Here is a 13417-nt window from a genome sequence, read left to right on the forward strand (position 1 = left end):
TCGTACAGCGCCTCCTCCATCGCCGGATCGCTGTAGCCGAACCAGTTCTGCATCAAATGTACGCGCAGCATCGCCATCAGCGGATACGCCGGACGACCACCTTCACCCTTGGGGTAGTGCGGCTCGATCAGGGCAATCAAACCCTTCCACGGCACCACCTGATCCATCTCGATCAGGAACAACTCTTTGCGGGTCTGCTTGCGCTTGCCGGCGTACTCGGCGTCGGCGAAGGTCATTTGCTTCATCGGGAAACTCGGGCAACGGGATCGGCGTATTTCACCAGATTCGGGAAGTCTTTTTCAGGGTTTCCCTAACAGATGAGCAACTTCTATCACTGCAGGAAAGCGTCAGGCTAGACGCAGGAAAACACCGCGGCCAATACTTTGCCCACCACGGTGGTGTTGAGATTGAAAGCTCCATCTTGGGTGCGTTGGGTGCTGCGCCAGAGTTCCGGGCATTACTTGACGGTATTTATCAGGCGGCGACCGGAAAAACTGCCTATAGCGACGAGATACTCAAGGTTTTGCGCTGTGTGCAGGGAGATTCGGGTCGTCGTGAATCCAACTGTTTTCATTACGACGCCAGCCTCGTCACCGTACTGTTGCCAATAGAAATCCCCCAGGACGGGGTCGATCGTGGTGACCTGATCATGTTTCCGAATCTTCGTCCGGTGCGCTCGAACGTTCTTTTCAACGTACTGGAGAAGGTGCTACTGCAGAATCCTGTCAGCCGAAAATTCATTAGCGCAGCCATCCGCCACGGCTTGCTCCGGCCGGAAAAGCTGCAACTGGTTCCAGGCAACCTGTATCTGTTCTGGGGCTACCGCACGCTGCACGCCAACGAACCCTGCGATCCGGCCAGCCGCCGCGCGACTGCCATCTTTCACTACGGCGACCCTCATGCAGGGAGCGCTGCGACCCGCCTGATTCTCAAGCTCAACCAGCGCCGCGCCCGGCGCGCAACTGCCTTGGGCACACAACCGACCGCATGATCGCGCCCGGCCAGGGTCATCACCCCCCCCTCTTCTCGATCTCGACGTGACTACCGATAAGGACATCGCGATGATCAATGTCACCAAATCGTATCTGGGTAACAAGAACAAGTTTCTAGGCTACGTGGACAGCATTTATGCATCCGGCTGGCTGACCAACCACGGGCCGCTGGTTACTGAGCTGGAAGAACGTCTGCGCGATTATCTAGGCGTCCGCAACATCATCTTGACCAACAACGGCACCCTGGCGTTGCAGATCGCCTATCGGGCGCTGGACTTATCCGGCAGTGCCGTTACCACGCCGTTCAGTTTCGTGGCTACAACCAGCTCACTGCAATGGGAAGGTATTCGGCCGATCTTCGCCGACATCGACAAGGCCAGTTGGAACCTGGACCCGAAAGCGATCGAAGCGCGGATCGACAGCGACACCTGCGCCATCGTAGCCACCCACGTATTCGGCAACGCCTGCGACGTGGAAGGTATCGCGCGCGTCGCAGAGCGGTATCGCTTGAAAGTGATCTATGACGGCGCCCAGGCATTCAGTGTGCGCTACAGAGACCGCTCGGTATTGAACTGGGGCGATGTCAGCACGCTCAGCTTTCATGCCACCAAGCTCTTCCACACCATAGAAGGCGGAGCCATTATCACCGACGACGATGCGTTGGCGGCCAGGATTCGCCTGCTCTGCAACTTCGGCATTGTCGACACCGACATCATCGATGGCATCGGCATCAACGCCAAGCTCAACGAATTCGCTGCTGCCATGGGTCTATGCATCCTCGATGAGATGGCGCTGATCCTGGAGCAGCGGGAAGAAATCGCCAGGCGCTACGAAGACCAGCTCAGGGATCACTTCGATCTGCAGCAGCAGCAGCCAAACTCACTGCGCAACCATAGTTACTTCCCGATTGCCACGGCGAACGAAGACCAGCTATTGCGCTGCCGCGCAGCGCTGACCGCCAAGGGCATAAATCCCAGACGCTATTTCTACCCCTCCCTGGACACCCTCGGCTATCTACAGCCGCAACTGCCGCAAATGCAGTCACGCGCCCTGAGTCGCCGAGTGCTGTGCCTGCCGATCTATCCCGGTCTGCCGCGGCAGATCCAGAACACAGTGATCCAGACGCTGCTGAGCGAAGCATCCCGGCGCAGCCAGACACAAACCGATCGATTCTGGCCGCAGGTCAACGCCGTCGGCTTGATGGAGCATCGTTTCAGCTTGGCCGACTCCGAGTGCAAGCGCATTTACTGACCCATTCGCGGCGGCTGGATTTACATGTCTGAACGAAAGTTATCGATGATTCGCAATACCGGGCTGAGTTACGCGGGGCAAGCGTACGCCTTGCTCATCGGCATCCTTGTCCTGCCCTTCTATCTGGGGCATCTGGGTGCCGAAGCCTACGGGCTGATCGGCTTCTTCGCGGTGTTGCAAGCCTGGCTCCAACTGCTGGATGCCGGTCTGTCACCATCGCTGGTCCGTCAGATTGCACATTTTCGCGGCCGGTCGGCGGCCTCGGTACAGCACTACGAACCGGGACAGTTGCTGCGCTCATTCGAAATCATCTTCCTGCCCTTGGCATCGCTGACCATTCTGAGCATCCACGTATCCAGCGGCTGGATCGCGCACCAATGGCTGCAGGCTCAAGACCTGAGCACCGCCACCATCGTCCATTGCATAAGTTTGATGGGGCTGATGGTTGGCTTGAAGCTGTACGCCACCCTGTACAAGAGCGGCTTGCAGGGACTCGAACTGCATGCATGGCTGAACGGCGCGAACATCGTGATCGCCACGCTACGTTACGTCGGAGGCCTGTTTCTCGTCGCCAGGATCAGTCAGGACCCGCTGGACTTCTTCGTCTTCCAGACGGCCATTGCGGTGATCGAAACGCTCGTGTTCGCCGCCAAAGCTTACGCGCTGATGCCCAACCCGAAGCTTCTGACCGGTTTCGACTGGACGGTGGTCAAGCCGGTACTGCCGTTCGCCGCGGGCATCTCGCTCACCTCGGTGCTGTGGATCGTTCTGACACAGCTGGACAAGGTGCTGCTTTCCAACGTGCTGCTGCTCAAGGAATACGGCTACTTCTCATTGGTCGCATTGATCTCGACCGGAATCATGACACTCACCAACCCGCTGGTGCAGACGTTGCTGCCACGCATGACGATGCTCGTTGCTGAAGGCCGTATCGCTGACATGCAGGCGCTTTACCTGAACGCTACGCGGTTCGTCTGCAGCCTTTTGTTCCCACTATCGGGGGTGATCGCCTTCCACTCCGCCGAGCTGGTTTTCGCCTGGACTGGCGATGCGGAAGCGGCGCGATGGAGCCGTCTGGTGCTGCCATGGTATGTGCTCGGCAGCGCAATCATGGCCGTCACCGCGTTCCAGTTTTACTTGCAATACGCCTACGGGCAGCTACGCCTCCACGTGTGGTTCAGCTTGGTCAGTGCAGCACTGAGTATCCCTCTGGTGGTGTACGCGGCGCTCGAGCATGGCGTCTATGGCGCGGCGCTGTCCTGGTTCGGATTGCGCATGCTGACCTTCCTGATCTGGCCACAGATGGTGCACAAGCGCTTCGCCGCCGGCCTGCATCGGCAGTGGCTGCAGGACCTGCTGCGCATTACTGCGATGACCGGCCTGGGTCTGCTGATAGGCGAACCGGTATTTGCCGCCATTGCCAGCGACAACCGCTTCGACATTCTTCTGGGACTGGCCGTCAGTGGGTTGATCTGCCTGGCCCTGGTTGCTTTCACGTCCAAGCCCCTCGTAATGAGGCTCTACCTGCTGATGACCAAAACGAGCGTCTGAAATGGATCTTCAATCAAGAAGCGAACACGACCTAATGGCGACCTGGGGTAACAGCCGCGATCCGCTGCTGAGCATCGTCTGCCTGGCCTATAACCACGCCGATTTCATAAGTGAAACGCTGGACGGGTTCCTCCTGCAGGAGACAGATTTTCCGTTCGAGGTGATCGTGCATGACGATGCATCGACCGACGGCACCGCGGCGATCATCCGTGATTACGCCAAGCGATACCCGAGCGTGATCAAGCCCATCTATCAGCAGGAAAACCAGTACTGCCAAGGTATTCCGTTCAGCACCCGGCTGTTCGCACAGGCCCACGGCAAGTACATCGCCTACTGCGAAGGCGACGACTACTGGACGGACCCGCACAAGCTGCAGATACAGGTGGACTTTCTCGAGCACCACCACGACTACGTGATCACTTACCACGACGCCTTCATGTTCAACAGCCAGGGCGTGGTGCGCACCCCGCACCTGCAGGGCAAGCTCCGGCGTGATGCCAGCGCTCGCCAACTGATGCAGGCGCGCCCCGTCTCTACCCTGACGGTGTGCTTTCGTAACCTGGTACAGGAGCTGCCTCCTGAGCTCCATGGCGTCGAAGTGCTGGATATCTGCTGGTGGTCGCTGCTCGGTGCCCACGGCAAGGGCAAATTCATCGAGGCAATCAAGCCCGCCGCCTATCGCGTGCATGAAGGCGGAATCTTCTCAATGCGCAGCAGCAAACAGCGCATACAGATGACCATGCACGCCTACTACAGCCTTGCCCGTTATTACCAGCGGATCGGTAATCAGTCGCTCTACGAGTACTTCATGATCCAGGTCTTCACTCAAGCGCTGGCATCGATCTCCCCGCTCAACAAGCTTCAGGCGCTGAGACAGGTATTCCAGAACATCAGCATCAATCTGTTACGTCGGCTGAACCTCGGCGCCTGACAGGCGCATGGCTGACCTTTGCCGTATCAATGGCGCAAGAGACAAGGAAGGATCCGCAATGACTGCCATGACCCGCTCCTCACTGGAGTATGACGGGGACAATCGCATCGATCTGGCACGTATTCTGCGCGTAGCGTTCGATCACAAGGCCCTGATCTGCATCATCACTGCCTGCTTCGCGCTGCTCGGCGTTGCCTATGCCATCGTCGCTACGCCGGTCTACCAGGCAAGCGCGATGATCCAAATCGAGCCGAAGAAGGCCGGAATAACCGGTGTTCCGGAAGCCATCGCCAGACCGAACTCGGTTTCCCAGGCGGTGACCGAAATCGAACTGATCAAGTCGCGCTCGGTATTGGGACGCACGGTCGAGGCACTGAAGCTCTATATCACCACTCGCCCCAAATACCTCCCTCTGCTCGGTGGTTACATGGCGCGCCTGCACGACCCTGAAAAGGATGGCGAACTCGCTCCACCTCTGCTGGGCATGGACAGCTACGCCTGGGGCGGTGAAAAACTGGCCGTGTTCCAACTGGACGTCCCCGAGGCCTACCTGGGAGAGAAGCTGGTACTGCGTGCCGGCAGTGCGGGTGCGTTCACCCTGTATGACGCCGACGAGCAATTGCTGCTCAGCGGTAAAACCAATGAGGCCGTGCAGCACGAAGGCTTCCGCGTGCAGATCGCCGAACTCAAAGCTCGCCCGGGCACCGAGTTCTCAATCGTACGCAGCCGCCCGCAGACCACCGCACTGAGTTATCAGAAGCGCCTCAAGGTGGGCGAAGCCGGCAAGGATTCGGGAATCATCTACCTTTCGCTGGAAGATCCGGACCCGGACAAGGCCAACCGCGTACTCGATCAGATCAGCCGCTTGTATGTGCGCCAGAACATCGAGCGCAGCTCCGCCGAAGCCGCACAGCGCCTTGAGTTCTTGCGCTCACAAGTGCCGCTGGTACGCAAGGAACTGGAGAAGGCCGAAGCCGCACTCAACGACTATCAGACCAGTGCGCAATCGGTGGACATCAGTATCGAAACCAAGGGCGTGCTGGACCAGATCGTCGCGCTGGAAACACAGATCTCCGAGCACAATCTCAAGCGCACCGAATACAACCAGCTCTACACCCCCGAACATCCGACCTATCAGACCCTGGTGACCAAGATTGGCCAGCTGCAAGCGCAGAAGAATGCGCTGATGGGCAAGATCGATACCTTGCCGATGACGCAGCAGGAGTTGCTGCGCCTCAACCGCGATATGCAGGTCACCACCCGCACCTACACCCTGCTGCTCGACAAGGCCCAGGAACAGGACATCCTGCGCGCCGGGACCATTGGCAATGTGCGAATCATCGACAGTGCCTATGCGGTGGTGGAAAAGCCGGCCAAGCCGATCAAGCCGCTGATCGTATTGATCGCCATCTGTATCGGGTTGCTGGTCTCGGCTGTAGTGATCCTGCTGCGGCAGGTGTTTTATCGCGGCATCGAAAGCCCTGAAACAATCGAAAATCTGGGCGTTCCCGTTTACGCCGCCCTGCCCTTTTCGCCGAAACAGGAACACCTGTACCGGCTGCGGAAAATTCGCGATGGCAGAAGCAAGCTGCTGGGCGGCACCGATCCGGCAGATCTGGCCATCGAATCACTGCGCAGTCTGCGCACCAGCCTCAAGTTCGCCATGCTCGAGGCGCGTAATCAGGTACTGGCGATCACCAGCCCGACCCCCTCGGTGGGCAAGTCGTTCGTTGCCAGCAATCTGGCGTCGGTCATCGCCCAGGCCGGCCAACGGGTGCTGCTGATCGACGCTGACATGCGTCGCGGCTATCTGGCCGGCATGTTTGGCATAGAGCCACGCAACGGGCTGTCCGATGCGCTGGCCAGCGGCCTGCGCCTCGCGGCGGTCGTCAACAAGACCGATCAGGCCAACCTGCATTTCGTTGCCAGCGGCTACTGCGCACCCAATCCGTCCGAGTTGCTGATGCACGATAACTTCGCCAAGTTGCTCAAAGAAGCCGAGCGCGCATACGACTTCATCATCATCGACACACCACCGGTACTGGCCGTAACCGATGCCGTACTGGTCGCACAAACGGCTGGCACCTGCCTGCTGGTGGCTCGGTATGGATTGAGCACCGCCAGCCAGATCGAGGCGGCGAAACGGCGCCTGTCGCAGAACGGCGTACTGCTAAAGGGCGCCATTCTCAATGGCATCAAGCGCAGGGCTTCGAGCACCGCGTACGAAACCGGCGCCTACGGTTATTACAGCTACTCTCAAAAATCCTGACACATGCGAGGGAAACGCCGTGCTCAGAACCGTTTCGATGATGCAGCCCTACCTGTTCCCCTACCTTGGCTACTTTCAGCTGATCGCCCACAGCGACGTCTTCGTGCTCGGTGACGATCTCCAGTACGTCAAGGCTTCGTGGATAAACCGTAACCGGGTACTGGTGAACGGACAGCCGAAGCTGGTCACCCTGCCACTGCGCAAGGGCGGTCAATTCGATCCGATCAATGAGCGCTGGCTGTGCGACGACTTTCCACGGGAAGCCCAGAAGCTACTGCGGACGCTGGAACTCGCCTATGCCCGCGCCCCGCATCAGGAGCAAGTGATCACACTGATCCGCCAGATTCTCGGGCACCCCGAGCGCAATCTGGCGCGGTTCGCCGAACACTCCATCCGCTGCATCTGTGCCTACCTTCAGATCACGACGTCCATCCGTATCGGCTCTGAGCTGGGGTTGCCGGCCCGCATGGACAAGCAGGAGCGGGTCATCCGAATCGCAAAAAAGCTGAACGCAGATCGTTATATCAACCCCATCGGCGGTATGCCCCTGTACTGCCCGGCGCTCTTCCGATCTCAGGGCCTATCGCTGCGATTTCTACGCATGGACGATTTGAGTTATCCGCAACTCAACCAAGCTTTCGTGCCCTCGCTGTCGATCATCGACGTGCTGATGTTCAACAACCAAAGCGATACACAAGCCCTGCTCAAGCGCTTCTCTCTACTCGAAGGAATCGAGCAGCAGACCACGCAGCAGGCATGAACGATCAACAAAACGGGCGTCAGCAACCTTTCTCTATGGACGGTAGGTTCACATGGCAGCACTTAGCAGCAATCCACGCTGGTACCTGATTCAAACCAAACCTCGCCAGGAAGCCCGCGCTGAAGAGAACCTGCGGCGACAAAACTTTGATTGCTATCGGCCGCAGAAGCAACGTGGCGCATCGGATGGCAAAGCCGAGGAGCCGCTGTTTCCGGGGTACTTGTTCATCCGTCTCGATCGACAGCTGGATAACTGGTACCCCATCCGGTCCACCCGCGGCGTTGCCCGAGTCGTGTCCTTTGGCGGCGAACCGACGCCGATCAGGGATGAGCTCATTGAGCAGCTGCGCCAGCGCCTGGCAGTCTCTGCGGTCGAGACACCTCAGTTCCAGGCCGGCGAGCGCGTGCAATTGCGCGGCGGGAGCTTTCATGACCTCGAAGCGATTTCATCAGCGCCGATGGTGACGAACGTTCGGTGATCCTGCTGAACCTGTTGCAACGCGAGCAGAAAGTCCGCGTGCCAACACGCTACCTCAGCGGTGGCCTGGAACCTGCGCTAGCGGTTGGCTGCCGCGTCGACTGAGTCTCCTGGGATTACGATCATGAAAATCCTGTTTTTGCACAGTTTGTATGCTCCCCATATTGGCGGCGGCGCGGAGATCGTCGTGCGTCAGCTGGCCGAAGGGCTTCAGCGCCGCGGTTGCGATGTGGCGGTGCTGGCCACCGGCCCCGAGAGCGGGCTGCACGAAGAAACCCTGGGTGGCGTGCGGATCTATCGCGCCGGTCTGTACAACCTGTACTGGCATTACACCCAGACCCGGCCCAATCCGTTGCTGCGCCTCGGCTGGCATTACCGCGATCGCTATAACCGCAGCATGCGCCAGCATGTTCGCGAGGTGATCGGGCGCGAACAACCCGACGTGGTGATCTGCAACAACCTGACCGGCTGGTCGATCTCCGCCTGGGACGAGATCAGCGCGGCGGGCGTACCGATCGTTCAGGTAGTGCATGACCTTTACCTGTTGTGCCCCAAGGATACGATGTTCAGCAAAGGCCGTAGCTGCACCCGTCAGTGCCGCATGTGTTCGGCCTTCCGCCAGCACCATGGGGCGGCATCGGCCCAGGTCACTGCGGTGATCGGTGTCAGTCGCTTCATTCTCGAGCGGGTATCTGGAGGCGGATATTTCAGCCGGGCCAGCCTCCATGTGGTGCACAACAGCACGGCATCGGACGACAACTCATTGTCCGTGCCGCGCCAGAACCACAGCGGGCTGCTGCGTTTCGGCTACATCGGCACGCTGTCGGAAAACAAGGGCGTGAGTTGGCTGATTGCGCAGTTTCAGGAGCTGTCGATCAACGCCACGCTGGAAATCGCCGGTCGCGGCAAGCTCGATTACGAAGCGCAGCTCAAGGCCATGGCCGATCCCGCCAAGGTCCGTCTGGCCGGCTATCAGCATCCGGACGACTTCATGCGCAACATCGACGTGCTGGTGGTGCCTTCGATCTGGGCCGAGCCCTTCGGGCTGGTCGCCGTCGAAGCCTGCGCCCGGCACCTGCCAGTCATCGCGACAAACATGGGCGGACTGCCGGAGATCATCCAGGACAACCTCAACGGGCTGCTCTGCTCGCCAGCCGACCCTGACTCGCTGGGCCGCGCGATGCTCAGGCTCTACCTGGACAGCGGCCTGCGCCGACGCCTGTCGCAACAAGCCCGCGACAGTGTTGCGCCTTTTCTCGACATGGACCGGATGCTCGATCAGTACCAGTCGATCCTGCATGCCACGCTGCACGGCCGGAGAGCCCATGATGATTTCGAATTCGCTGACTATCTCGCGCCCCAGGCCGAGCCCGCTGGCGATTGACAAGCCAACGTTGCTGACCCTGATCGCAGCCTCGCTGCTGATTAGCGAAACCTTTGCCGGGGCCCTGCGCTATTACCTGGACATAGCGGGTATTTCCGCCCTGCTCTACCTGCCGAAGCTGGCCTGTCTCGCGGCGGTTGGACTGGAATTGCCACGCGCACGCAGCAATCCAGAGGTGTGGCTGGTGCTGTTTGCGGTGCTGGTTTCAGGCCTGTTGGCACTGCTTCACGGAGCCTCGCTGGGCAATGTCGGCTTCAGCCTGTTCATTTACGTCCCGTTGCTGTTCGGCGTGTTCTGCGGCAGCTACCTGGAGCGCCGTACCGGTTTACTGGGCTGGGTGATCGGGTTTTGCCTGGCCGCCTCGTTACTCGGCATCGCATTGGACATGTTCACCAGCGTGCCATGGAAGGGGTACAGCTACATGATGGGTGACGTCGAACTGACCGCAAACAAATCCTGGGCCTTCGGCAGCACGGACCGCCTCGCCGGGTTTGCGCGGATGTCGACCAATCTGGCCGTGATGATTGCCCTGTACAGCCTGTTCCTGGCTGCGTTCCTGCGGTCACGTTTGTTGCGGATGATGCTCTACCCGCTGGCCTTTGGCGCTATCTATCTCACCACCAACAAATCCACTGCGGCAGCCTATCTGTTGACACTGATGATGCTGTTTCTTGCCGGCTACCGATTGCCCAGCGCCACGGCTTTTCTTATCGCGGTGATAACGGGGATGGCGCTGCCAGTCGCCAGCCTGCTGCTGAATATCCCGCAGAGCGAGGCTTATAGCGCCAGCCTGCTTGCGTCCTTCAATGATCGCCTGATTCATAGCTGGCCGAATTTCATTGATGCAATCATCAATGAAGGCTGGGGTTGGTGGGGCGCTGGTTTCGGGGCGGTCGGTGCCAGTGTCGCAGCGTTCCCCATGGCCTGGCTGGAATTGTTGAGAGTCGCCGATAACACCGCGCTGTATCTCTGGGGAATGCTCGGTGTACTTGGGGTGCTGCTGTATCTGCTGCTGTTCCCGCTGCTGCTGCGCCTGCATGATCGTGGGCCGCGCATTCGTGATGCCTTGCTGGGCATTGTCTTCTGTACGTGTCTCATCGGCTGGGCCACCGATGTGCTGGAAGTGACCACCGCCACCTTGTTTCTGGGCATGGCCATTGCCCATGTCCTGGCGCCCCGGACGGTTCCGTATCGAGGCTCGCATGCTCCAATCGGCACGGCACAACCGCTCGGTGGCCTAGAACCGCACACACCTAGACACAAGGATGAGTGGCCATGAGCACCCGCCTCCGCTATCGCCGGTTGGCGCTTGTCGCAGCCCTTTCAGGTTTTGCATTGAACGCGCCGGCAAAGCCAATGGAAGAACCTTTCATCATCGGAGTCGCATCGCACGATCTGCACCTGCGAGACAGTCGAAACCAGGGGAACCTGCTGTCGCGAGAAGCCGGTATCGAGTCGGTGCGGACCGATGCGCATTGGGCGTTTCTGGAACGCAACCGCGATCGGCTCAAGGTGGAGCCGCACTGGCACCGCTATCTCGCCGGCACCGAAGCACAGGGGCTCGATAGCCTGTTCATCCTTGGCTACGGCAACAGCTTTCACGGCGATGGGCAGAAGCCGCGTAGCGAACCAGTACGCGCCGCCTTCAATCGCTACGTCGCGTTCGTTGCACAGCAGTTTCGCGGCCGCATCAAACACTACGAAGTCTGGAACGAGTGGGACGTCGAAAACCCGACCGACCCGCAGTTCACGCAGGATTACGCCCGACTTATCGCCGATGCGGCGGGCATCATCCGCCAGCACGATCCCGACGCCAACGTGCTGGCCGGCGCTGTGACGACCCACGGCATCGAGTCGGGTTTCGCGCTGCGCCTGATCGAGGCCGGTGTGATGCAATCGATCGATGGCCTCTCGCTGCACCCTTACGTGCATTGTCGCGGGCGCGGGAAGAACACCCCGGAAGCCTGGATCGAGTGGCTTGCAAAGATTGATCTGGAGTTGTCCCGCGCCGCTGGCGAGCCAGTTCCGCTGTATCTGACCGAGATGAGCTGGCCGGCCTATCAGGGGTCTTGCGGCATCGATGAACGCCTGCAGGCGGCTTATCTGGCACGCAGCTTCTTTCTCGCCAGGACGCTACCCAACGTGCGGGGTTACTGGTGGTACGACTTGCGAAACGACGGCACGGACAAGCGCGAGCGTGAGCACAATTTCGGTTTACTCCGTCAGGACTACTCGCTGAAGCCGGCGTATTCAGTGCTCAAGGCAATTAGCCCGATCATCCAGAACTACCAGTTCCTCGGTCATGCTGGCGAGGCCGGCCAGAACACCGTCCTGCTCCATTTCGGTAACGCTGACGAACAGCTTCTGGTCGGCTGGAGCACCGATCAGGCCCGCTCGGTCAGCATCGAATCCGCCGGCCGGGCAACCGGCAAGTTGGAGTGGATCGACACCGCCACTCCTGATAACGGCCGGACTCGAGGCGACACGGTATGGGAATGCCCCGCCACTGCGAGCAACTGCACCGCTAACGTCGAGCTCAACGGATTTCCGAAGATCTTCAGCCTCGGTAACTCCACACCCAAGCCTTAGCGATTCGTGAACAGTTCTTTGGAAAGAGGAGTTTCAGATGATTGTGATCAACGCTCGCTTCCTGACCCAGGAAATACGCGGCGTACAGCGTTTCGCGGAACAGATCAGCCTGCAGCTCAGGAGCCTTCGCGACGATCTCGTGTTCGTCGCGCCACAGGATATACGCCTGCATGAAAGCGCTGAGCAGCTAGGCGTACACCGCATCGGCCGGCACCGAGGGCACCTTTGGGAGCAGCTCGATCTGCCTTTGTGGCTGGCGAGCAATGGCAGCCCGCCGCTCGTCTCGCTGTGCAACACGGCCCCCCTGGCTTACAACAACCAGATCGCGACCCACCATGACATCACCTATGTCAGGCATCCCGAAAGCTACTCGCGAACGTTCCGGGCGACCTACCGCAACCTCACACCGCTGCTGCTCAAGCGAATCAAGGCGCTGATTACCGTGAGCGAATTTTCACGAAAAGAAATAGCCGGCTTCTACAACTATCCGGCACACGATATCTGCGTGGTGCCCAACGCCGTGGATGCACGCTTTCAGCCTTTCTGTGCCGCCCAATGCCCCCGGGGCTCGGCGCCGTACCTGCTGGCAGTGTCTTCACCCAGCGCGCACAAGAACTTCGCCAGGATGGTCGCCGCATTTCTGCGCCTGGAAGGGCTCGACGAAGTGGAGCTGCGCATCATTGGTGACTCGAACCGGGTCTTCTCCGGCAGCCTGCACGACGCTGCCGGCAGTCGGCGCATCCGCATGCTTGGCAGGCTCACCGACGAAGAACTGGTCGAGGCCTATCAGGGCGCAACGGCCTTCGTGTTTCCCTCCATATATGAAGGCTTCGGCATTCCCCCGCTCGAGGCGCAGGCCTGCGGCTGCCCGGTCATCGCCGCACGTGCCGCCTCCATTCCGGAAGTTCTGGGCGATAGCGCGCTGTACTTCGATCCGCTGAAGGTCCAGGACATCACCGATTGCATGCAGCGAGTCCTGCTGGACGAGTCCCTGCGTCAGGATCTGCGCCGCCGCGGCAAGGCGAACGTCGCACGCTACTGCTGGAATGCGTCGGCCCGGCAGGTATCCCGGTTGATCGACCAGGCGTTCACTGGGGTGCGTGACGCCAGCAAGGCGAGTATTCAGCAGCTCCCGCTCAGCCAGCCGAAGCATTAACCAGGGCAGGCTACGCCAGATAAAGCCGGTCGCGCCGCGTACAGCCACACACCAAAT

Annotated in this window: 11 protein-coding genes and 1 pseudogene; 11 read left to right on the top strand and 1 reads right to left on the bottom strand. The window is 59.8% G+C overall.

Annotated features, from left to right (window positions below):
• Positions 1–245 (bottom strand): transposase (locus tag DQ405_RS19930; RefSeq protein WP_168425796.1); only part of this gene is annotated, 245 nt, incomplete at its 3' end.
• A 20-nt stretch (positions 246–265) separates the two neighbouring features.
• Here DQ405_RS19930 and DQ405_RS19935 point away from each other — a divergent pair.
• The 11 genes and pseudogenes from DQ405_RS19935 (at position 266) to DQ405_RS19985 (ending at position 13360) form a co-directional block, all read left to right on the top strand.
• Positions 266–991 (top strand): hypothetical protein, encoded by a 726-nt coding sequence (locus tag DQ405_RS19935; protein ID WP_168425838.1) that lies wholly within the window; start codon positions 266–268, stop codon positions 989–991.
• 70 nt (positions 992–1061) lie between these two features.
• Positions 1062–2243 carry a DegT/DnrJ/EryC1/StrS family aminotransferase gene (locus DQ405_RS19940; protein ID WP_168425839.1) on the top strand — a complete coding sequence of 394 codons (1182 nt, stop codon included), beginning with the start codon at positions 1062–1064 and terminating at the stop codon, positions 2241–2243.
• Positions 2244–2288: 45 nt separating this feature from the next.
• Positions 2289–3794 (top strand): lipopolysaccharide biosynthesis protein, encoded by a 1506-nt coding sequence (locus DQ405_RS19945; RefSeq protein WP_446730900.1) that lies wholly within the window; start codon positions 2289–2291, stop codon positions 3792–3794.
• A gap of 1 nt (position 3795) precedes the next feature.
• Positions 3796–4725, top strand: a complete 930-nt coding sequence (locus tag DQ405_RS19950; protein WP_168425798.1) for a glycosyltransferase family 2 protein — start codon at positions 3796–3798, stop codon at positions 4723–4725.
• Positions 4726–4783: 58 nt separating this feature from the next.
• Positions 4784–6994: a polysaccharide biosynthesis tyrosine autokinase gene (locus DQ405_RS19955; RefSeq protein ID WP_168425799.1), complete on the top strand. Its 2211-nt coding sequence runs from the start codon at positions 4784–4786 to the stop codon at positions 6992–6994.
• A 19-nt stretch (positions 6995–7013) separates the two neighbouring features.
• A complete protein-coding gene (locus tag DQ405_RS19960) occupies positions 7014–7754 on the top strand; it encodes a WbqC family protein (protein WP_168425800.1) in 741 nt (246 codons plus the stop codon).
• 52 nt (positions 7755–7806) lie between these two features.
• Positions 7807–8336: pseudogene (gene rfaH / locus DQ405_RS19965) on the top strand (transcription/translation regulatory transformer protein RfaH).
• A gap of 19 nt (positions 8337–8355) precedes the next feature.
• Positions 8356–9615 carry a glycosyltransferase family 4 protein gene (locus DQ405_RS19970; protein WP_168425801.1) on the top strand — a complete coding sequence of 420 codons (1260 nt, stop codon included), beginning with the start codon at positions 8356–8358 and terminating at the stop codon, positions 9613–9615.
• Positions 9560–10894, top strand: coding sequence for a hypothetical protein (locus DQ405_RS19975; RefSeq protein ID WP_168425840.1), 1335 nt, complete (start codon positions 9560–9562; stop codon positions 10892–10894). The genes DQ405_RS19970 and DQ405_RS19975 overlap by 56 nt, the downstream gene beginning before the upstream one ends.
• Complete coding sequence (locus DQ405_RS19980) at positions 10891–12204, top strand: hypothetical protein (protein ID WP_168425802.1); 1314 nt, start codon at positions 10891–10893, stop codon at positions 12202–12204. The genes DQ405_RS19975 and DQ405_RS19980 overlap by 4 nt, the downstream gene beginning before the upstream one ends.
• Before the next feature lie 37 nt (positions 12205–12241).
• Positions 12242–13360, top strand: coding sequence for a glycosyltransferase family 4 protein (locus DQ405_RS19985; protein WP_168425803.1), 1119 nt, complete (start codon positions 12242–12244; stop codon positions 13358–13360).
• The last annotated feature ends 57 nt before the right edge of the window (positions 13361–13417 follow it).

The sequence above is a fragment of the Pseudomonas sp. SST3 genome (assembly GCF_003325755.1).

Excerpts from the sequence above, each read along its gene's own strand:
- DQ405_RS19985 (WP_168425803.1), top strand. The coding sequence starts at position 12,242 with ATGATTGTGATCAACGCTCGCTTCCTGACCCAGGAAATACGCGGCGTA.
- DQ405_RS19955 (WP_168425799.1), top strand. The coding sequence starts at position 4,784 with ATGACTGCCATGACCCGCTCCTCACTGGAGTATGACGGGGACAATCGC.
- DQ405_RS19945 (WP_446730900.1), top strand. The coding sequence starts at position 2,289 with ATGATTCGCAATACCGGGCTGAGTTACGCGGGGCAAGCGTACGCCTTG.
- DQ405_RS19970 (WP_168425801.1), top strand. The coding sequence starts at position 8,356 with ATGAAAATCCTGTTTTTGCACAGTTTGTATGCTCCCCATATTGGCGGC.
- DQ405_RS19950 (WP_168425798.1), top strand. The coding sequence starts at position 3,796 with ATGGATCTTCAATCAAGAAGCGAACACGACCTAATGGCGACCTGGGGT.
- DQ405_RS19940 (WP_168425839.1), top strand. The coding sequence starts at position 1,062 with ATGATCAATGTCACCAAATCGTATCTGGGTAACAAGAACAAGTTTCTA.
- DQ405_RS19980 (WP_168425802.1), top strand. The coding sequence starts at position 10,891 with ATGAGCACCCGCCTCCGCTATCGCCGGTTGGCGCTTGTCGCAGCCCTT.
- DQ405_RS19975 (WP_168425840.1), top strand. The coding sequence starts at position 9,560 with ATGATTTCGAATTCGCTGACTATCTCGCGCCCCAGGCCGAGCCCGCTG.